Source organism: Paenibacillus sp. FSL H3-0457 (assembly GCF_037981725.1).
In the GTDB taxonomy this organism is placed as follows: domain Bacteria; phylum Bacillota; class Bacilli; order Paenibacillales; family Paenibacillaceae; genus Paenibacillus; species Paenibacillus amylolyticus.
The window spans coordinates 5,846,877-5,869,023 of sequence record NZ_CP150283.1; the positions used below are offsets into that span (position 1 = coordinate 5,846,877).

18 protein-coding genes are annotated in these 22,147 nt (G+C 45.2%); 4 read left to right on the forward strand and 14 right to left on the reverse strand.

The window, feature by feature from the left end; translation table 11 throughout:
* Positions 1-79: 79 nt before the first annotated feature.
* The 7 genes from MHH25_RS26015 to MHH25_RS26045 all read right to left on the reverse strand — a co-directional run bounded on the left by MHH25_RS26015 (position 80) and on the right by MHH25_RS26045 (position 9,515).
* Positions 80-1,756 (reverse strand): response regulator, encoded by a 1,677-nt coding sequence (locus MHH25_RS26015; RefSeq protein ID WP_036668004.1) that lies wholly within the window; start codon positions 1,754-1,756, stop codon positions 80-82.
* A 16-nt stretch (positions 1,757-1,772) separates the two neighbouring features.
* Positions 1,773-2,645 carry a protein-glutamate O-methyltransferase CheR gene (locus MHH25_RS26020; protein ID WP_036606984.1) on the reverse strand — a complete coding sequence of 291 codons (873 nt, stop codon included), beginning with the start codon at positions 2,643-2,645 and terminating at the stop codon, positions 1,773-1,775.
* An 86-nt stretch (positions 2,646-2,731) separates the two neighbouring features.
* Entirely contained in the window at positions 2,732-6,457 is a 3,726-nt protein-coding gene (locus MHH25_RS26025; protein ID WP_340018523.1) for a response regulator, read from the reverse strand.
* The gene (locus MHH25_RS26030; RefSeq protein WP_036606980.1) at positions 6,454-7,623 is read right to left on the reverse strand and encodes a fused response regulator/phosphatase; all 1,170 of its coding nucleotides are present in this window, start codon (positions 7,621-7,623) and stop codon (positions 6,454-6,456) included. Before MHH25_RS26030 ends, MHH25_RS26025 begins: the two co-directional genes overlap by 4 nt.
* A 341-nt stretch (positions 7,624-7,964) precedes the next feature.
* Positions 7,965-8,309: a general stress protein gene (locus tag MHH25_RS26035; RefSeq protein ID WP_017692267.1), complete on the reverse strand. Its 345-nt coding sequence runs from the start codon at positions 8,307-8,309 to the stop codon at positions 7,965-7,967.
* A gap of 94 nt (positions 8,310-8,403) precedes the next feature.
* Positions 8,404-8,937, reverse strand: coding sequence for a hypothetical protein (locus MHH25_RS26040; RefSeq protein ID WP_036606978.1), 534 nt, complete (start codon positions 8,935-8,937; stop codon positions 8,404-8,406).
* 68 nt (positions 8,938-9,005) lie between these two features.
* The gene (locus tag MHH25_RS26045) at positions 9,006-9,515 is read right to left on the reverse strand and encodes a DUF948 domain-containing protein (protein ID WP_036606976.1); all 510 of its coding nucleotides are present in this window, start codon (positions 9,513-9,515) and stop codon (positions 9,006-9,008) included.
* A 220-nt stretch (positions 9,516-9,735) separates the two neighbouring features.
* On the opposite strand from MHH25_RS26045, the gene MHH25_RS26050 reads away from it, so the two are divergent.
* Together MHH25_RS26050 and MHH25_RS26055 are read left to right on the forward strand one after the other, a co-directional pair.
* Positions 9,736-9,900, forward strand: a complete 165-nt coding sequence (locus MHH25_RS26050) for a DUF1328 domain-containing protein (protein WP_017692264.1) — start codon at positions 9,736-9,738, stop codon at positions 9,898-9,900.
* Between the two features lie 374 nt (positions 9,901-10,274).
* Positions 10,275-10,793, forward strand: coding sequence for a hypothetical protein (locus tag MHH25_RS26055; protein WP_143781127.1), 519 nt, complete (start codon positions 10,275-10,277; stop codon positions 10,791-10,793).
* 91 nt (positions 10,794-10,884) lie between these two features.
* Here MHH25_RS26055 and MHH25_RS26060 read toward each other — a convergent pair whose 3' ends face one another.
* On the reverse strand, positions 10,885-11,772 hold the full coding sequence (locus MHH25_RS26060) for a cation diffusion facilitator family transporter (RefSeq protein ID WP_036606974.1): 888 nt from the start codon (positions 11,770-11,772) through the stop codon (positions 10,885-10,887).
* A 290-nt stretch (positions 11,773-12,062) separates the two neighbouring features.
* On the opposite strand from MHH25_RS26060, the gene MHH25_RS26065 reads away from it, so the two are divergent.
* Positions 12,063-12,251 carry a hypothetical protein gene (locus tag MHH25_RS26065; protein ID WP_017692261.1) on the forward strand — a complete coding sequence of 63 codons (189 nt, stop codon included), beginning with the start codon at positions 12,063-12,065 and terminating at the stop codon, positions 12,249-12,251.
* A gap of 113 nt (positions 12,252-12,364) precedes the next feature.
* On the opposite strand, the gene MHH25_RS26070 is transcribed toward MHH25_RS26065, so the two are convergent.
* The 6 genes from MHH25_RS26070 to MHH25_RS26095 form a co-directional block, all read right to left on the reverse strand.
* The gene (locus MHH25_RS26070) at positions 12,365-13,990 is read right to left on the reverse strand and encodes an ATP-binding cassette domain-containing protein (protein ID WP_036606972.1); all 1,626 of its coding nucleotides are present in this window, start codon (positions 13,988-13,990) and stop codon (positions 12,365-12,367) included.
* A 215-nt stretch (positions 13,991-14,205) separates the two neighbouring features.
* Positions 14,206-15,252 (reverse strand): MBL fold metallo-hydrolase, encoded by a 1,047-nt coding sequence (locus MHH25_RS26075; RefSeq protein WP_076319639.1) that lies wholly within the window; start codon positions 15,250-15,252, stop codon positions 14,206-14,208.
* Positions 15,253-15,323: 71 nt separating this feature from the next.
* Positions 15,324-15,479, reverse strand: a complete 156-nt coding sequence (locus MHH25_RS26080) for a hypothetical protein (protein WP_165790098.1) — start codon at positions 15,477-15,479, stop codon at positions 15,324-15,326.
* Positions 15,480-15,487: 8 nt separating this feature from the next.
* Positions 15,488-16,522, reverse strand: a complete 1,035-nt coding sequence (locus MHH25_RS26085) for a cytochrome d ubiquinol oxidase subunit II (RefSeq protein WP_036606967.1) — start codon at positions 16,520-16,522, stop codon at positions 15,488-15,490.
* A complete protein-coding gene (locus MHH25_RS26090) occupies positions 16,519-17,865 on the reverse strand; it encodes a cytochrome ubiquinol oxidase subunit I (RefSeq protein WP_076319640.1) in 1,347 nt (448 codons plus the stop codon). Before MHH25_RS26090 ends, MHH25_RS26085 begins: the two co-directional genes overlap by 4 nt.
* A 385-nt stretch (positions 17,866-18,250) precedes the next feature.
* On the reverse strand, positions 18,251-21,097 hold the full coding sequence (locus MHH25_RS26095) for an ATP-binding protein (protein ID WP_340018524.1): 2,847 nt from the start codon (positions 21,095-21,097) through the stop codon (positions 18,251-18,253).
* 344 nt (positions 21,098-21,441) lie between these two features.
* Between MHH25_RS26095 and MHH25_RS26100 the strand changes: the two genes are divergently transcribed.
* Entirely contained in the window at positions 21,442-22,140 is a 699-nt protein-coding gene (locus tag MHH25_RS26100) for a response regulator transcription factor (RefSeq protein WP_017692253.1), read from the forward strand.
* Positions 22,141-22,147: the final 7 nt, after the last annotated feature.

Sequence of the window (22,147 nt, forward strand, 5' to 3'; positions counted from 1 at the left end):
CTCTCTCCTGATCAATGGTTTCCTTACCTAATAACCCAACTTCAGCACGAGTGAATCAGAAAGAAGTTTGGAAAATGTTTCAATTGGCCTGATTCATGGCTGAAGGGCCTGGGTCTAACATTTGTCGTTGTTTCTGAAACTGGGCTATTTTCTGTTTTACATTGCCCATTTTCACCGGTTTACTAATATAATCATCCATGCCGGCAGCAATACAGCGTTGCTGAATACCTTCCATCACGTTAGCAGTCATGGCTATAATGATTGGCTGATTAGACTGGGACAGACTCTCTCGAATCCGCCGTGTACATTCCAAACCGTCCATCACAGGCATCTGCAGATCCATAAACACATAGTCATAGGGATAACGGCTGCCGTTTACCATATCGAGTGCGCTCTGTCCATCTTCAGCAATGTCTGAGAGCAACCCCAGCTTACCAAGCATAATCGCCATCAACTTCTGGTTGATCGGATGATCATCCACAATTAATACCGTAGGATATTTATTCTCATTTTTCACATCCGTTGGTTTCTCTTCCCCGTTCCCCTGGACCAGTTCAGTTTCTACATAACGTTTCGCCTGAATTGTAAATACAAACGTTGCTCCCCGTTGCTCTGTTGTATCCAGATAGATCTGTCCACCCATCATTTCAACCAGAGTCTTGCATATTGCCAGTCCTAAGCCAGTTCCACCGTATTTACGTGTCATGGATGTATCCAGCTGGGAAAACGGCTGGAACAGGCGATCAACTTTGTCTGAAGCGATACCTATCCCGGTGTCTTTAACGGCAAACTCCAATGCCATTTCTCCATCCTCTTCTTCCTTAACTGACACGATCAGATAAACTCCACCCTGATCGGTAAATTTGATCGCATTGGCAATAAGATTCAAGAGAACCTGACGGAGCCTTGCCATATCTCCATAGATTAATTCAGGCACAGAATCTTCCAGGAAATAATCCAGTTCCAGATTCTTTTTGCCTGCTTCTGCAGCAAACAATCCCAACACTTCCCGAATACAGGAGACAATCTCAAAAGGATGCTCTTCCAGTTCCATTTTGCCGGATTCCATCTTGGTAAAATCAAGAATGTCATTGATAACCGTGACGAGTGCATCTGCACTGCGACGAACGATGTCTGCATATTCCTTCTGATCTTCCCTCAGTTCCGTCTCCATCAGCAGATCAACCATACCGATAACTCCGTTCATCGGTGTACGAATCTCATGACTCATCATTGCCAGGAACTCTGTCTTTGCATTGGCTGCAATTTCTGCTTCTTCCTTGGCCTGAATGAGTTGTTGGTTCATCTTCTCCAGTTCCTGTGTCTTCTGGTGAAGAAGCATGGTCTGTGTCTTCAAACGTTTATTGGTGATAAACATCTCCACAAAGCCCTCGATTTTGGATTTCAAAATCTGAGGAATAAATGGCTTAACCATGTAATCAATGGCCCCGGCTGAATATCCGGCAAACAAGTGCTCCGCTTCTCTGCTATTGGCAGAGATGAATATAATCGGCACATCCTTGGACTTGTCCCGTGCCTTAATTAACTTTGCTGTCTCAATTCCGTCCATTCCAGGCATCTGCACATCGAGAACGATAACCGCAAATTCGTCTTTTAGCAGACAGCGGAGTGCCTCTTCTCCGGAAGTTGCCTTAACGAGTTTATATTGTTCCGATTCCAGAACTGCTTCAAGAGCAAGCAAGTTCTCAGGGCGGTCATCTACCAATAATATGTGGATTGGTTCATTGAGCCCCATGGCTACCCCTAACCCCCTATTTGATCTTCCGGTATATTTTTTCGGTCCGGTCTAACGGCTCATAGGTATCACTGAACTCTGTAAAATGTATCGATTCTTTCGACCCCAGAACCAGAATACCAAAGTGGCTCAAGCTCTCATGAAACAGCCCATGCACATGGTTCCGCAGTTCATCATTAAAATAAATCATGACATTACGGCAAAAGATAACATTAAACTCGTTAAATGACCGGTCTGTTGCCAGGTTGTGCTCGGCGAAAATGATGTTCTTCCTTAGAAAAGGATGAAATATCACCGAATTGTATTTCGCTGTATAGTACTCGGAGAAGGCTCTGGTACCCCCTGCCTCCAAATAATTTGTAGTAAATAGTTTCATTTTCTCAATACCATATACGCCTTCTTTGGCCTGTTGCAAAGAGCGATCATTCATATCCGTTGCGTAGATTCTTGCCTTGTCATACAGTCCTTCCTCATGCAACATGATGGCCATGGAATAAACTTCCTCTCCTGTAGAACATCCCGCATGCCATATTCGGATATACGGGTAGGTTCTCAGGATAGGAATAATCTGTTCCCGAAACATTCGGAAAAGCGAAGGATCTCGAAACATTTCCGTTACAGGGATGGATAAGTTCTGTACAAAACGTTCAAACGCGGAACGGTCATGAAGAACACGCTCCTGCAAGCCGGATATGCTCTTAACACCTTCAGCATGTGCATGATGCCAGATTCTTCGTTTCAGGGATGGCAGTGCATAGTTTCTAAAATCATATCCATATAAACGGTGCATGCCTTCCAACAGCAACTCAATCTCGATCAGCTCGCGTTCTTCATCTTGCGGCATACGGACCAAATCTGCCCCCGTCTCGGTAGGTTCCCACGGTGTCATAAGTTCTCTCCACTTCTTCATTTGTTACTTGCGTATTCGTCGTATTGTCTTTCATTACCCAAACAATGAGCATACGAATAATGAACTTACGAATACAGCCATACGCGCATTAAGGATAACAATTGATCTGTCTGGATCGGTTTTTTCACATAATCAGATGCTCCGGCCTCAATACATTTGCCGCGATCCTCTTTCATGGCTTTGGCCGTAAGCGCAATAATCGGCAACTTTTCAAACTGCGGGATCTGTCTGATTCGTGTCATCGCTTCATAACCGTCCATCTCTGGCATCATCATATCCATCAGTACCAGATCAAATTCCGGATTTTTGTCTAAAATCTCCAAAGCCTCTCGGCCGTTCTCAGCAAACGTCACATCCATCCGATAGCCTTCAAGAACACTCGAAAGGGCAAATACGTTACGAATATCGTCATCTACAAGCAATATTTTCTTGCCTTCAAACAACGTTTCTTTGTTGTGTAGTTTCTGTAAGATTCGACGCTTGTCTTCCGGCAAATTGGCTTCTACCCGATGCAGGAACAAAGTGGTCTCATCCAGCAGACGTTCCGGTGACTTCACATCTTTGATAATGATGGATTCCGCATATTTGCGCAGCTTCATTTCTTCCTTGGAATCCAGTTCTTTGCCTGTATAAATTATAATCGGCAGATCGTTCAGATATTCATCATCGCGAATCTGGTCGAGCAACTCAAACCCGGTCATATCCGTTAACATCAGATCCAGTACCATACAGTCATAACGCTGGCTGTGTAATTCATTTAACGCCTCACTACCTGTCGACACAGCAGTGATTGCAACATCATCATGACCAATCAATTCAATAATGGCTTTACGCTGAATTTCATCATCTTCGACGATCAACAATCGTTTCAATTGATTCTCAGTATATGATTTGATATGTGAGAATGCTTTATCCAGTGAATCCTTGCTCGAAGGTTTTTTCAGATACGCAATGGCGCCCATCATCAGACCTTGCTTCATATCATCAATGACTGAAATCACATGAACCGGAATGTGGCGTGTTGCCGAACTGCTCTTCAGCTCGCCCAGAATGGTCCAACCATCCATCACCGGCAATTGAATATCCAGGATAATGGCATCCGGCAGATATTGACGTGCCATTTCAAGTCCTTTATCCCCTTGAAGGGCAACAAGTGCTTTGAAGCCTCTTCCTCTCGCCATATCCGTCAAAATATGTGCAAAGTTCACGTCATCCTCAATGATGAGCAGGATTTTGTCACCTTCCATCAGATTCTCCCGATCATCTTCGATCTGCGTGACATCTGGAGTATGGGAAGGAGAAAGATCTGTACCCACGCTACGCTCCGGATCAGGAGAGAGAATGGACTGATGACTTGAAAGCATGGTCCGTGCTTCGATGGACTTTTCATAAAGATCCTCTGAGGAAACAGCCGCTTCTCTTGAAGCACCTTCCTCCGCCAAGACTTCCTCTTCATGATTATCCGGCAGGTATAAGGTAAAGCAGCTACCTTCTCCCTCGGATGATTCCACCTGTATTGCACCACCAAGCAAACGTGCCAGTTCCCTGCTAATGGACAATCCCAGACCAGTTCCACCGTATTTCCGACTTGTGGTCCCGTCTACTTGCTGGAACGCTTCAAAGATCAGATCCGTCTTGTCCGATGGAATACCAATGCCGGTGTCTTTTACACTGAATCCGAGATATTCCTGATTGGTGTTCATATAACCCGGCAGTTCTTCCGGTTTCATCCGTCGTCCAATTAGACTAACCGAACCTCGATTGGTGAACTTAAATGCGTTCGACAACAAATTCCGTAAAATCTGTTTGACGCGATGGCTGTCGGTGTACACCCATTCCGGTAGATCGCTGTCGAAATCAATATTCAAGTTCAGTTCCTTTTTGTTCGCCATCGGTCCAAAGTTCTGCTGAACAAAGCTGGTCAGCTCTTCCATTCGTACGGTCTCATAATTGATATCCATCTTACCTGCGTCCACCTTGGACAGATCCAGAATCTCATCAATCATCTTCAGCAGATCCGCGCCCGACATGTAGATGGTTTGCGCATATTCCTGCTGTTTGTCAGTCAGATTTCCACCTTTGTTCTCCGACAATAACTGGGACAATATGAGCAGACTGTTCAATGGTGTACGGAGTTCATGTGACATATTCGCTAAAAATTCGGACTTGTACTTGCTTGTCATCGACAGCTGTGTAGCTTGCTGTTCCAACTGTGTCTTCGTTTTCTCAATTTCGTCATTTTTCTCTTCAACTTCACGCACCTGCTCTTCAAGCGCCCGCGTCTTGGCAATGAGTTCCGTATTAAAATGTTCCAGTTCTTCCTGCTGACGCTGTAGCAACTCCTCAGATCGTTTAAGCGCCTCTGTCTGCTCCTCCAGATTCTCATTGGAACGACGAAGTTCTTCTTGCTGTGTCTGCAATTCTTCCGATTGAACCTGCAGTTCCTCAGTCAGTGCCTGGGATTCACGTAGCAGCTCCTCCACACGCAAACGACGTCGAACGTTGTTCAAAATTACGCCCAGGTTCATAATCAGTTGTGTGAATAACTGCTTGTGCAGTTCATTGAAACCTTCAAAGGAAGCCACTTCAACTACACCAATCAGTTCATCTTCAAACACGACAGGATAGATCATGATACCCGCAGCACGTGTTGAGCCTGAAGCTGAACCAATATGCACGTAATCTTCGGGCGTATTTTCCAGAATAATCGGTGTCATATCCAGCGCGGCTTGACCAATCAGGCCTTCCCCGATGCGATACATTTCCTTACCAACATCTTCGTTCTCTTCAAATGCGTATGCACCGTAACGTCTCAGTTCGTCGGGATGTTTCTCCTCATCGATCAGATAGACGACACCCAACTGAGCACCAAGCACAGGTGTGAACTCACTGATAAACATCTGTGAAATTTGGCGAATGGAGCCAATCCCCCGAAGCAGCTCCGGGACTCTTGCGATGTTCGAACTCATCCAGTTTTGATCCTGCTGAGCCTGCACATAAGCCCTCTCGATCTCCAGTTTTTCTTCCAGATCACTGGATACATCTTTGAACACACTGGCAATCTGACCAATCTCATCGGTTGATTTGACCTGTATGCGCCGAATGGTTCGGTAACGCCCTTTACCAAAGCTGGTAATCATCATAGATACAGTGTTCAGACCCCGTGTAATACTCGGCAGCACCCACAGAATGACACCCAATGCAAGCAACAACCCGGCAATCATGATACTTATCGTGATCTGTACTGCTCTCGTATACGCTTCGTTAGCGTTCTTGATCTCAGCATCAATCTCTTGGTCCTGATAACGTGAAAGAGCATTCAAACTATCCACAGTTTCTTTTTGCACCGCGAGTCCTGTTGAATTGCGGTAGTTATTCGCATCTTCTACCCGGTTTTGGGACATCAGGTTGATCTGTCTCGTTGCATAAGATGTATAAGCGGTCCACGCCGTATTCACACGATCCACCAGTTGATGTTCAGGTGCACTGTCTGCCCGGTTTCTCACTTCTGCGAGGTAACCATCCCCCCGATCCTTCATCTCCTTCAGGTCACCCTCAGCAGCATTAATCGAATTGTTCGGATTCAATAACAAGTTAGCCAGCACTTTGGCAATATCATTGACCTCTCCACGTGCAGCAGAAGTGAACCTTACTTTGAGATAACGTTCCTGATACATCTGATCAATCTGTTGATTACTGCTGTTTAACCGTTCATAACTCACAAACGTGAGCACGATCAAAATGGCCATCAGAGCGGTAAAACCAATCAGCAGTTTATTCCTGATCTTCATTCATCCCCCGCCCCTTTATTCAAAGTAATCCAGACCAGACATTTATCATCATCCCGCTCTTGGGGAATTTCGTCGTCAAAAAACATGGCCTGCATAGCAGCTTCATTCCACTGATGTGAGCCAGTCAGTTTTTCGATCAGGAATTCATGTTGTTCTTCCTGCCCGCCCTGAACAGCTTCCAATAATCCATCCGTATAGAGTGCAATATGCCCGTCACCCTCATAATGGATCGTTTGTGGTTCAATATCCATCTTGTCAAATAAACCAACAGGACAGCAGACGCTGTCAAATGTGGTGACACTGCCGTCGTTTCGGAAAAATAAAGCAGGTGGATGCCCCGCATTAACATAATCAATACGTTTCATCCGTGTATCAACGACCAAATAAATTGCCGTGAAATAATACTGCACCAATTGTTTTTCCAGATGGAGCTGGTTAAAACGACGGTTCAACTCCTGAATGACCTTCTCTGGATCCACATAAGTGGTAACCGTATCTTTTAACACAGAAGCGATAAACATGGTAAACAGGGATGAAGATATCCCGTGTCCCATCATGTCGAGCAGCAGTACTCCGTAACGGCCTTCCCCAAGGGGGTACCAAGAATACAGATCACCCGCAAGCTCAAAGGATGGTTTATAGATGGCATGCACTTGGAACAACGGGTCCCTAATTGCCGGACTTAATACAGCATTTTGGACCATCGCTGCCAACTTGAGCTCATCCTGAATACGTTGATCACGCTCTTTATGCCAATCCTTCTCCTGTTTCAAACGAAGTGCGAGTCGAATTCTGGCCATCAGTTCGACTTTATTAATCGGCTTGGTCACATAATCAGATGCACCAGCATCCAATGCTTCGGCAAGTTTCTTGGAGTCTCCGATGGCAGTCACCATAATAATCGGTATATCCTTCAGATTCTCAAATTTCTGCACAATACTGCAGGCTTCGATACCGTCCATCTCAGGCATCATCATATCTAGCAAAATCAGGTCAATATCCGACGGTCTTGGACGAAGTTCGTTGCTTTCCTCCCCAATTCCTAACACTTCAAACATTTCCATGGCGGAACTCGCCGTTACAATGTCACGATAGTTTTCTTTTTTCAGAATTTCTCGAATGATAATGACATTCGTCGGATTGTCGTCAACAATAAGTATTCTCATTGATATCTCCTTATCTGTGGCGTCCGGGTTTGTCGATTCTTATTAGGTTAAAACAAACGTTGATTATACAAATTTTGCATACAAAACGGCAGTAGACATAATAATTCCTAGTATAACTATAATCGTAAAAACAAAAAACTTCTATCAGTAAATGGCACCATCGTAGGGGAATATCCCCGCGACTCACCCTGTTTTTGCAGCGTCCTGATCCCGCTTCCAAACTTGCAAAAACATAGATAAGGAATGGGGAAAGCCCCATTCCTTATCTATGTTTTTGATTAAGCATTTTACATAAATGATTCAGAAGCTTGTCCATGTTCAGCAAACTTCAACTTATCGAGTTAATCTTTCTTTTTAGCAATAACGAGTACTTTACCCTTGTCGAGTTCACTCTCGTAGAAGTCCGCTTCGGCTTCGGTAAAGCCCATCGAAACAATTTTGGCCCGGAGTTCATCACCACGTGAGCGGAACAGATTCGCCAAGGAATCAAATACGCCTTCTTCCTTTATGCCAATTTCTTTGGCATCTGCTGTATCGGCAATTCGATCTGTACGATCCTTCTCATGGGCGAGAACAAAGATTTGATCAGCAAGGTATCCGGTAATCTGCAATTCTTTCACCGCTTCTACCGCCTGGACTCCGTTTTCTACCACTTTTGCATAAGCTTGCTCATTGGTTGAATTCATCGTTTCCACTCTCCTCTGATTTAATCTTCTGTATCGAGCTACTTAGTATATAACCATACTATATGGGTTTGAAACGATTTGGTAATAACCAATCCTAGGAAACTGTGTCATCAAAAAGATCAATGCCTTCAATCTGATGAGATCCTGACTTCATATATACCTTCAGAGCCTGGTCTCCACGGAGAAACACTTCTCCGTCCTCTGCCACATAATAAGGTTTCCCTAGAGCATGATGGATCGCTTCAATATTCATCTCAATTCTCTTTCCGTTTAACATGATGTGATTCTCAGATGCATCGATATGCACATATTGAATGACATCCGTATCTTCACACAAGCCAACCTTCACATCATGAAAGTGATATTCAGGACATCCCAGATAAGGATCTTCCTGCTTATGCCCCGGCTGGCCCTTATTGGCCAACAAATCATCCATGGTGTCATCCAGAGAAATGCCATTCAGAGTCCGAAAATGCTGGAAAGTCTCGGATCGATCAACAGCCAGAGTTACCTCTGACGCCTTCTCTTCCATTGCCGTCCATTGCATATCGTGAGCAGCGGGTACCGCTGCCGGTTGAACGGAAAAGGGAGAAATTACGCTAAACATCACAAGCAGTAGTTTCATCATGATTCTCACCCTTTCATCAGGTTCATCACCGCTCTGAAGGCTTCTTCATGGGTTACAAAGCGGTCATGTTACTTGCGCATCCGTTGCCATACGTTCGCTGCAACATCAACATACTTCATCCAGTTTTTCCCGCCCTTAGCTTCACCATTATATGTAGCTTCATAGGATTGCAGGGTACGATCCGTTGATGTAGCAGGCGGTGCAGTTACATGAACCGCTTCAGCATGCTTGGTCTGTTCAGCGTTGTTACGTTTGGTCTGAAATTTCGCCATCAGCGTTGTGGAAACTTGTTTGGCTGCTGCCGTCACTTCATTTAACACTTCTCCCAGATTTTCAACAGATTCCATAACAGGATCAATTTTTTTCATTTTGTGTTGTACATCCACCGTAATATCATTGGCATGTCTTACCGTCTGCTTCACTTCATAACTAAGTTCGTCAATGGTTTTCTGTACCTCCTGCAATGTCTGTGAGACATTGTCCAAAGAACCCTGAGCGGATTTCAAGGTACGAATTAAAAAGAATACCAGTACTGCAAATGCCACTGCAATCAGGGCCACGCTAATTTGATAGATCATAGAAGAACCTCTCTTTCCATATGTGCATCAGTTTGTTATTGCTATAGTTACCCGGCGATTTCCCGGACGAAACAATATTATATATCCCTTCATATATGCCTTCGCTTGGAAAAAAAACCAATGTTTCAAGCGGTTAGCACTCGGTTAAAGTTAGACTACACAAGGCGGTGAGGTGAACACAACTCACTCCACAATCAATTATACGAAAGGATGAATACTTATGTTGAAATGGTCTGTATTATTTCTAATTATTGCACTGGTAGCAGGTATTTTTGGATTCTTCGGTATTGTTGAAGCAGCTGCTTCAATCGCGAAAGTACTCTTCTTCATCTTTGTTGTACTGTTCGTAATCTCCCTGATTACGGGACGTAGCCGAATGCGATAACCTCAGGCTCTGATATGACTGAGTGTTTACTAAACGAAATACATACAAAAGCCGATCGTGCTCCCAAGCCGATTGGCTTTTGTGCGTTCAGGCATAGGTCAACTTTTCTATATTATGTATTGCACTCCCTTCTGCTTTATTCCAATCCGCTCTCGTATGAATCCCAAAAAAAACAGGACCTTCTTGAGATAGCCAACCCGGTTTTATCCCACTGAAGTATGATATTTACAGGCTTGCTATATACCCACATATGAGCCAGTTGACACTGGAGAATGCAAGAAAATATTGTTATAATTTGTGATTCATAAGGGTGCTTGCTTGGTTACTTGTAATCAGGACAACATTTTACATACCTACCGAGGAGGAAAAACAAAATGAAAAAAATCGTAAGTTTTGCCGCTGCTTTAACGTTGATGGGTTCGATGGCTGCCGCTGCGGGTGCTGAGGAAGCGGTTACTGGAACGGTAAATCCGGAAACAGGAACTGAGGCTACAACAACGACAACGACCACAACAACTCCAGCTGTTGAAGTGAACAAACCTGCTGTAGAAACAGTAGAAGGTACTGCTGAGACTGTAACAGGTACAACAGTAGACACTACAGGTGCAGAAGGTACTTCAACTACAACTGAAACGCCAGCTACGACTACAGATGAGAAAATGTTTGAAGAGCCACTCGTAAAACCAGGTGATGAAGTACTGGCACCAACGATGTTGCTGAACCTTCTGGAGCGCACTTGGTTCTATGATGCACCTAACGGTAAACCAATCGGTGCATTAGGTTCCCAAGTCATCGATACAACAGGTGAAGTGGTTGATGGATTCGATGGCGGCGAGTGGGTACAAGTATACACTTGGAAAGGCAAAGCGTGGATCCACGTTGCCATTCAATAACATCGTATAATCGTTCTAATGATAAGTAAAGAGGACAGCACGCACAATTGCGGCTGTCCTCTTTTCATTTTCCAAGATGTTCACTCCCTGTTCAAGGGTTCCTTGTGACTTCTTCCGTCTTTGGTTCCACATGTACATGTACATGCATGATGTTATGCGATCGCTTCAACCGCTCTTCAACACGGTCACAGATCTGATGGCCTTCAATCAAGCTTAGGCCTCCGTCCACTTCAATGACTACATCCACAAGTACATGACTGCCGTGCACACGTGCCTTCACGTCCTTGATCATCTCAACACCGGGAACGCGTGCTACGGAGGATCTGAGATCCGTCAGTTCCTTCTGGTCAAATCCGTCGGTAAGACGATGTGTAGAATCCCGAAAAATCTCCCAAGCCGTTTTGCAGATCAACAGACCTACAGCAATGGCAGCTACTTTATCCAGCCATGGAAGTCCAAACTGCGCACCTATAATTCCAATTGCAGCGCCTATGCTGACCCAGGCATCGGAACGATTATCTTTCGCCGCAGCCATCAGAGCCTGACTATTAATTTGTTTTGCCAGACGGTGATTGTAACGGTACACGCCTAACATCACCACAGCACAGACTACAGCCACCGCTGCCGCCCACAGGTTTGGAGCAACAAAGGCTCCTTCATACCAGGAGCGAACGGCTTCAACCAATACTTGCAGCCCAACCATAGCCATAATAAATGAAGCTACCAAAGCAGCAACCGTCTCCGCTCTAAAATGACCATAGGCATGATCCGAATCAGGTGGTTTCTGGGAGATCCGAAGCCCAATCAGTACAGCAATGGATGCTACAATATCTGTAAGGTTATTAAAACCATCGGCCAGCAAGGCGCTGGAAGCAAATAAATATCCACAGATCAGCTTAAAAGCGGACAAGACGAGATAGGCTACGATACTAACCCAAGCCCCTCGCTCCCCTTTTCGAATTTCTTCATAAGCGTTCAAACCGGGCGACACCCCTTTAACGTTTCGTATTACGGTTTTTCCATGTTACCAAATGCGGAGCGTGTGGGTCTACAGAAACAGTGTTGCCAGGTTGCATTGCTGTAGGCAAGCCGAAACAAAGTTGCCAGACGGCAGGGCTGTAGTTATTGAGAAAAAATGTTGGCCTGGGTAAAACCAAAGGTTTTGAGCATTTTATCAGGTTGCCCTTGTAGGGCTTTTGTAAAACGTATAAAATAGGTACATCCCGTCCAATCTGGACGGCTCACTGTAAGACCGGGAGGGAAATAACGATGAGCGAAAATAACGAACCGAAAAAGGTCAGTTTGCAGGATGCTATACGCCAAAAACTGGCGCAAAAGAAAGAACAAGCAAATTCTGGTAACCAATCCAGCGCCTACTTTGAAGGCGGACCTAAAGCGATGAAGAGTCAAAACAACAAAAAGCCTAACAACCAACGTCGCCGTACTGGTGGATCTTAGGTCTTAAAGCCGCCGAGAAACCATTGAATTACAAAAAGAACCGCAAGCCCTCTTCACAGAGGCTTGCGGTTCTTTGGTGTTCCTATAATCATGTGCCGCAGATGATGCTTAGATTAAGCTTCTACCGGATACATTTTATTGCGCAGTTCTTTGATTTCATCACTTTCCAGATATTCGTCATAGCTCATTTGGCGATCAATGATGCCTGTTGGCGTAATTTCGATAATCCGGTTAGCAATCGTTTGGATGAACTGATGGTCATGGGATGTAAACAGCATTGTGCCGTCAAAGTCAATCATACCGTTATTCAGTGCTGTGATGGATTCAAGATCTAAGTGGTTCGTTGGCTCATCCAGAATCAGTGCGTTTGCACCTGTCTGCATCATTTTCGCCAGCATACAACGAACCTTCTCCCCCCCGGAGAGTACGCTAGCCTTCTTCTGGGACTCCTCACCGGAGAACAGCATACGGCCCAAGAATCCACGCAGATACGTTTCATCCTGATCTTTCGAATACTGACGGAGCCAATCCACGAGAGTCATGTCTACACCGTCAAAATATTGGGAGTTGTCTTTCGGGAAATAAGCCTGAGTCGTCGTTATACCCCAAGTATATTCGCCGCTATCTGCTTCGGTTTCACCCATGAGAATATCAAATAACAGTGATTTGGCATTTCCGTTCGGGCCAACAAATGCAATTTTGTCACCTTTGTTCACCACAAAGCTCACATCATTCAACATTTTCACACCATCGATGGATTTGTCAATACGATCTACCGTCAGCAATTGTTTACCTGCTTCACGTTCAGGCTTGAAGTTGATAAACGGGTATTTACGGTTGGATGGACGAAGGTCATCCAATGTGATTTTGTCGAGTGTTTTCTTCCGGGAAGTCGCCTGTTTGGACTTCGAAGCGTTCGCAGAGAAACGTTGAATAAAGGCTTGTAGCTCTTTAATCTTCTCTTCTTTTTTCTTGTTGGCATCCCGCTGCAGAGCAAGTGCCAATTGGCTGGACTCATACCAGAAGTCATAGTTACCTACGTACATCTGGATTTTACCGAAGTCAATATCTGCGATATGCGTACATACCTTGTTCAGGAAGTGACGGTCATGGGATACCACAATAACGGTACCTTCATAATCCATCAGGAAGTTCTCCAGCCATTGAATGGATTCGAGATCCAAGTGGTTGGTAGGCTCATCGAGCAACAGGTTGTTTGGACGGCCAAACAACGCTTGTGCCAGCAATACACGGACTTTTTCGTTTCCGCTCAGCTCTATCATTTTTTTGTCATGCATGTCACGAACAATGCCAAGACCGATCAGGAGCGCCGCTGCATCTGGTTCAGCATCCCAGCCGTTTTGCTCAGCGAATTCCCCTTCAAGCTCACCTGCACGCAAACCGTCTTCTTCTGTGAAGTCTGCCTTCGCATACAAAGCATCCTTCTCTTTCATGATGGAATACAGACGACTATGACCCATAATTACCGTTTCGAGAACCGGATACTCATCATATTCAAAGTGGTTTTGCTTCAAAACGGCCATACGTTCGCCCGGGGTGATGTGCACCTCTCCCGAGTTGGCTTCAATCTCACCAGACAAAATTTTCAAGAATGTTGATTTGCCGGCTCCGTTGGCGCCGATCAGGCCGTAACAGTTCCCTGGCGTGAATTTGATATTTACATCTTCAAAAAGTGCACGTTTTCCGTAGCGGAGCGTGATGCCGCTTGTACTGATCATTAAGCATACCATCCTTTATTGGTTAATCTGCATACTGCATGAATAGCAAGTTGCGTAAATCATGGATTCAATATCCCGATGCCTATTCTGGCACCATATTATAACACAAAAAAGCGGCAAATTCGAAAATTGGCCGCTTTTTACTTATTAAAGATTTGGTAAATACACTGTTCATGCAGGCATATCCCTACATTAACATATTTGGCTCACTTTTGTTAGCCCCGTTTACCTTCCTCGTGGTGAATGCGGAGTGTCTCGCCATGACCAAGCACCCGAATCCGCTCTTTACCAATGCCTAGCCGTTCACGTTCGGCTTCCAGCCGATCCAGCGCTTCCTTGGGCGTATCATCCGCCAGCTTGAATGTGCCGTAATGCATTGGCACCATGAGCTGTGAGCCGGATTCAACGAACCCCTGCAGCGCTTCTTCGGGTGTCACATGCTGAGAAGTCATGAACCATTCCGGATCGTAGGCACCGATGGGCATCAGGGTAACACCAATGTCAAAGCGTTCTCCAATTGTTTTAAAACCCTGGAAGTAACCTGTATCACCGACAAAATACAACACAGGCGGACCGCCTGATGTTTTGGATGTATCGTTCTTCCCTGATTCCGTGGATGATTCATCCTGATTGCTCGTTGTTGCAGCACTTTCCGCTGCTGAAGTCGTTGCCGAATGATGCGATTCCAATACATAACCGCCCCAATGGGACGTATTGGTGTCAAACAACGTTCGGCGCGTCCAGTGCTGTGCAGGAACAAAAGTTATTTTGACTCCGCCAAGTGTCATATGATCCCACCATTTCATCTCCTGGCATCGATGGAATCCTTTGCGAATCATCTTGCGCTTGAGACCATCGGGTACGATCAGCAACGTCTTGGCTGTAATCAGCTTACGCAAGGAAGCCAGATGCAGATGATCATAGTGGGAATGGGATATCAGAATCACATCCAACGGTGGAATATCCTGAATCGGAATGCCGGGGGCACCGAGCCTTCGTTGAAATCCCATTTTTTCGGCCCACACCGGGTCAGTCACGATGTTCAATCCATAATATTGAATGAAAAACGTGGAGTGTCCAATCCAGGTAATACTTGTGTCATCCCGGTTGGCATGCAGATAATCCAGTTCAGGCGGGTGTTTGGGCACGGTGTAGGAGTAGTCCTTCACTTTGCTCCGCCGTTGCTCCCTCCATTGTTTGAATTCCTTCAGCGTTTTGTCCGTACTTACATTATCGATATTGTTATAACGGATTTTCGGCATGAAAGGGCCCTCCTCCCTTCCTCATTTCTTAACAACAGATTACCCCAAACGGGAATGGACGTACCAACCAATCAATCCTTTGGGTTCTTATATACGGCCAGATATATAAACAGAAAGACAATAGCAGCCGCAATGATCAGTGGAGGGGCGTACATAATGGTGAATGTCTCAAAAAAGCTCAATCCGGTTATACCGGGTATCCCCGTGACTCCCTCAGTAGTGACCATGAACAGACTCATCCTTTCTTTTTACCAGAATTACCGCGCACATAATTGGCATCAAACAGGAACAGCTTCATAATCAGCACAAGCGAAGGAATGAGCACGAGTAACCCCAGACTAAACGCTGTAATGAGCGCAATCCCCATCGTGCGATTCGTAAAGCCGTCGTAAATATTGATGTAAGGATACAATATGTACGGAAGGTGAGATCGCCCGTAACCATACCAGGCAAAGGCAAACTGAAGCATGACAGCAACAAAACACCAACCCAGATATTTACTTCTCCACACCAGCGACACAGCAATGACAAAACAAATAAACGAAGCGATGAACATCCACGAAATATTTACCATCTGCTCAAAGTGTTCGGGATTCTGTTTGTTAATCTGCAGAAAAGCCAGAAAGCTTGCAAAAATGGTAGGCAAACTCCAGAGCAGCGCGTACTCTCGAAGTACCTCATATGCCGGCTCATCCCCCGCCCGTTTTGCATAATAGGAAAGAAACATCGCCGAGATGTACAGCACACTAACCAGTGCAAGCAAAACAACCGACCAGGTATAGGGATTCGTTAAAAATTCACGCCAGCGAAAAAACACCTGATCGCCCACCTCTTCAATGATCCCGCCTTCGGATATCGCCAAAATGGTGGAAAATACCGCCGGAATCAGCAATCCCGTCGCCCCGTACAATGCCATATAGATCCGGCTGTTCTGCCCATGATTGCCATAGGTATTGTAGGCGTAATACACGCCCCGGATCGCAAGCAGTACAATGGCCAAGGAACCTGGAACCAGCAAAGCCGTCCCGTAATAAAAGGCGCTGTCCGGATAAAACCCGACCAGTCCGACCACAAAAAAGATCAAAAATACATTCGTCACTTCCCACACAGGAGACAGGTAGCGCTGAATGATGTTATGAATTTTGTTCTCATGCCCGGTCAAAATGCTATAAAAGCTGAAGAACCCGGCGCCAAAATCAATCGACGCAACGATCAAGTAACCGAACAAAAACGTCCACAATATTGCGATGCCTGCAATTTCGAAACTCAATGCACGATCCCTCCTTCAAGCCCCAGAGACTCTAGTTCCTTCTCTGCTTCCTTGTTGCGGAACAGCTTGCTGAGTACCCGAATGCACGAGAAACACAGGATCAGATACAGCAAGATGAACAACACTAACATCCATCCTACCGAAGTTGACGTCGTGGCCGCTTCCGCCACCTTCATATATCCGCGTAAGATCCAAGGCTGCCTGCCCACTTCAGCGAACATCCACCCCAACTCGATCGCAATCATGGCCAGAGGCCCCAGCAAGACGATGCCAAGCAACAGCCATTTGGGGTATGGCTTACGCCCTGGCAACCAGCGCCGCAATACATATAACACAGGAATCATCAGGATGATTACTCCCGTTGTGACCTTCAGGTCGAACATATAATGAATGGACAGTGGTGGCCTCAGATCCGCCGGAAATTCTTCGAGACCTTTCACTTCCGTATCGGGACGATTCCCCGCCAAAATGCTAAGTGCATAGGGAATCTCAATCGCGTATTTCACTTCATTGTTCTCATCCAAAATACCCCCATAGACGAGCGGTGCCTTCTTCATTGTCTTGAAATGCCATTCTGCGGCAGCCAGCTTCTCCGGCTGATATTTCGCCAGAAATTTACCGGAGGAGTCTCCGATCATGACGGTGCTGATGGCAAATACGAGCGCAGATACCGTCGTGAGTTTCAGTGCTTTTTTGTAATACACATGATCCCGTCCCCGGAGCAAACTAAAGGCGGCTATCCCCGCCAGGATACCTGCACTCAGGGTGTAGGATGAGGCGAGTACATGGGACACCTTGGTTGGCGTCGCCGGATTCAACATCGCAGCAATTGGATGGATATCCTTCATGATGCCATTAATCAGGGTGAATCCCTGAGGCTGGTTCATGAAGGAGTTCACCGTTGTAATGAAAATCGCAGATGCAGATGAGCCGAGAGCTACCGGAATCAACAGCAGCATATGCGTATATTTCTTTTTGAAACGATCCCACGTATAGAGGTAAATCCCAAGAAAGATCGCCTCTATAAAAAAGGCAAACGTCTCCATGAATAGCGGCAGGGCGATTGCCTGACCTGCTACCCGCATAAACATCGGCCACAGCAGACTGAGCTGTAATCCGATCGAGGTGCCTGTAACAACGCCAACGGCAACGGTGATGACAAAACCTCGCGCCCACCGGCGTGCCAGCAAGGTGTAATGCATATCATTGGTTCGGAGTCCTCGCCACTCGGCCAAGGCAATCATAAGTGGAACACCTACACCGATAGAAGCAAAAATAATGTGTACAAACAGGGTAAGGCCGGTTAGTATCCGGCTGAGCAAAACAGGGTCCAGGGATGACATGGTTACACTCCTCTTTCACATAATCGTTATGTACGACAGCAGTTCCTCTGCTTGAACATGTATCTCAATAACTCATGATTCGGATGATGCTCTTCACAACGGCATACAGCACAACCACAGCTGCAACCAGACAGACGATAATGAGTGTTTTCTCTTGTTTACGGAACATATACCTGCCGTCCTCCTTTTGCATGGGATGCAAATTATGGCTCTATAGACAGTTTGCAAAAGAAGTTGTTTTTTTATCCGGGGAAATTGAAAAACAAAAAAAGCCTTTCCCCTTATCACGCTCACGCGCTGAAGGGCAAAGGCTCTATCCGTAGGTCTCGTACATAAACATTATTCATAAAAAAAGTGGAATACATTTCTTCATTCTTCATTAAATTCAGACCAATACGTCCTGCTTGGGCAGTCGAACCTTGAAGGTACTTCCTTTGTGCGGTGCAGATATAAAAGTCAGCGTACCCTTGTGATCCTCTACAATTTTACGGGAAATGTACAAGCCAATTCCTGTTCCACCAATCTGCCGATGATCCGAATTATCGACCCGATAGAATTTATTAAACAGCATGTCCTTCTCTTGCTCCGCAATACCTATTCCGTAATCACGCACATCAAGACATAACCATTCCTCTTCTTCCCATAACGTAATATCAATACGATCGGCTCCCGGAGAATACTTGACTGCATTGCCCACCAGATTATGTAGAACCTGAACCATCCTGTTCTGGTCAGCATAAGCAAAAAAGTCTCCATTAAACGTATGCACGTAGATACGTTGGGCAGACTTCATATTCCACTGTTCGGCAACCCCTTCTACCAACTCAACCAGCGGTACATACGTCATGTGGTAAGTCATACCTTCGTTGTCGAGACGTTGAATATCCAGTACATCATCGAGCAAACTGCTCAGCCGCTTGCCCTCCGAAGAGATGGTCTGCATGAATTCCCGCTGCTGAGCTGCCGGAAGGTCATACATCATCATGAGTTCCACATACCCCATTATGGTGGCTACAGGCGTTCGAAGCTCATGAGATACCACACTGATCAACTCATTTTTCATTCGATCCAGCCGTTCTTCTCCTGTCCGGTCACGGAACACCAGCAGAAACCCATGGTTTTTACCCGGGACATCCATCTGCTTCATGTACAAGGAAAATACACTTTTATCCACATTATTGAATATAAATTCGGTCTCGATAAACGCCGTTTCTCCATTCAGGAATGCTCTCGTCTGTTCCATCAGATTGAAGTTGTCCGTTAATACCATCGTATCAATCGCCTGCGCCAAATCCTCAATGGATCTTCCCATAAAATCACCCAAACCAAACATCTCTTCTATCCTTCGGTTGACGATGGTTATGGTCCCTGATCGATCAGACATCACGAGCCCTTCTCGTACGGATTCAATAAATTGCTCACTGATATCTCGCTGTTCCTGGATCGCAATCTTCTCATTGAACAACTCCGAGTTCAGCTTCTCCAGCGCAAGGGCATGACGTACACGATCTTCTTCTGCTCTGGTCCGCTCCGTAATATCCTTAATAAACAGGTTATATAATGTCTCATTTTTGCCCAACTGGATCTCAACAATTTTGTACTCAATCGGAAATACGGAACCATCCCGCCGGATACCTGAAATTTCTTCAACGATGGTGTATCTTTTACCTTCGACATATTCAAATCGCTCCAGCAAATTCTTGATCTCCTTGCAGCTGGCCCCTTGAAAAAGAGATGGTGCTTCCTTGTGCACGAGCACTTCTTCCCGACGCAATCCAAACATTCTTTCAGCCTCTGGATTAAACTCAACGATCAGCCCATTGGAGTCCACAGCGATAATCGCATCAATAGAGGATTCAATAATGGCACGTTTGACCTCTTCACTATTCTTGAGTTCCTTGGTACGCTCAATAACCCTGTCCTCCAGCGTTAACTTGTCGTGACGAATCTGTTCGAATTGTTCCAGCAGCACATCGGCCATTTTGCGCAAATTACCAATCAGGATCTGTACTTCGGTTACATGGCTGGTTGGCCACTCCATCTTCCCATTTCGAAACAGCAGTCTCGGAAGAGAGCCTGTCATTCGGGTCAGTCTTAACAACGGGCTAACAACCTTACTGCTGAGAGGAGCCGCTACGATCATGGAAGCCACGATGATGATGAACAGGGATTGCAGCGTGGTCAGATAAATGGATTCGATTCGGGGGTAATACTCGGACGAGTCAGTCACAATGAATACCCGATAAGGTGTTAACCTTGTCATTTCTGCTTCATAGATAAAAGAGGCTTGTTTCCAATGATTCAATACATCGCTGTAATGGATATTTGCGGAACTTAACAGAATGAGGTTATCCTTCGACTTCAGAAGACGGAATCTGTCCATGTCCAGATACTCGCCCACCTGTAGTGTATTCAAACCAGAAGCAACGACTGTATCATTGCGATTCAGCAGAATCACATTCACACCCAGTAGATGATGATAACGCGCCATATTCTGATCCATATTCTCAGAGGTAACGTACTCTTCATCAAGATCCTGAACAACCGCGGTTGCTGCATATTTCATATCACGTAATATGGCATCATTCATTTGACCCAATTGTCTGCGGCTATCTGCGGATAACAGTACGAGAGAAACAAATACCACAAAGGCGACTACGTATTTAAACGCAATTCTTGTTAGTGGAATGGTTCCCATGCGTTTTGACTTGTGTTCACCCGTGGTGATCCAAAAATCAACTACAATTCCCGCAATCAGCGCATTCACCATACCAATCACAGCAATATACATATACTCATACTTCAAATCGTCTATATTTAGACCCAACATAAAATGCCCGCCATAGATAACAGGAAGTAACATCACTACCCAAAAGACAGCATTAGCCTTGATTAAGCTGCCATTCTTCCAGCGGATCTGCCAACCGAGCATCCAAATTAATTCCATGAAGTGGGCAAGCATGACAGTTAAATTGTGCGGCACAATGCCGACAAAGACGGTATTCAGGAGATGGATAACTGTAAGGGTGACAAATCCATAGATGGCCCCATGCAAACGAAGAGCAATGAGTGCTGCCGCGCTACCAATCATAAACTGTACACCATAGAATAAAGTAAACGGAAAAATAGTGCTTAGTGAGCCCAGAATGATCAGAATGCTGGTCCCAATCCAGGGTATTCTCAGCTTCAACACGACCCAATCCAGCATTTGTCTTGCCTTTATACGATCCATAAGCAATTGCCCTCATGGATCATTTTTTCTTCTGTTTTCAACAACAACGTTGGTTCCCCCTATAAACTTAAGCGGATACAATATTACTTTTTTCCCCTTAACTCGTTCTGATCCATTATACTGTAATTAATACTTGGTGTAGCTTTGGGAAATTCTGATTGATCGGCAACCAAACTGCATTCATGCTAGAATATTGAAGTTCATTCAAAAAGCGTATTCTTTCTCTACATATACATCCTATATTTTGGGATAGAAACATTAAAAAATTTGCGGCATTTATTCGCAATTCACCTTGTTTTTTTAGCATTTTCTTAACATATTATTTTCACCAGGAGTGTGACCCTATGACTATCAAAGTACTTCTTATAGAAGATGAGAAAAATCTGGCCGACATGATTGCTTTCTTTCTTGAGGAGGAAGGATACATCACTGAACGGGTTCATCATGCCCGCGAGGCACTTCAACTGTTTCCACAATTCCAGCCGGATATTGTTGTAACGGATCTCATGCTTCCTGAAATGGATGGAAATGATCTCGTAGAAGCCTTTCGCCAGCACTCCACTGTGCCCATTCTGATGATCTCGGCAAGTACCATGCTAAATGATCGACTGCGCGCATTGCATAATGGTGCGGATGACTTTCTGTGCAAACCATTTAGTTTGAAAGAGTTGGATGCCCGGATTAAAGCACTGCTGCGAAGATCAATCATTTCCTATCAGGATAAACCGGTAAAAGAAGACAAGCAGGCAGAGGTTACTGGACATGTGAATGTGAATGAGTACAGAAGAACCCTGTTTGTGGATGGCGTTGAAATCGAGGTCACTCATATTGAGTTTGAGATTATGAAGGAATTGTACCGCAATCCGGGTAAAGTGTTCACCCGCAATGAACTGATGGATCGGATCAAAGGCTCCGAACGCGCCTATCTGGATCGTACCATTGATGTTCATATCTCAAGTCTACGTAAAAAAATTGAGCCTGACCCCAAGAACCCACGTTATATTAAAACGGTTTGGGGAACAGGCTATAAATATGTGATCTAATACGATC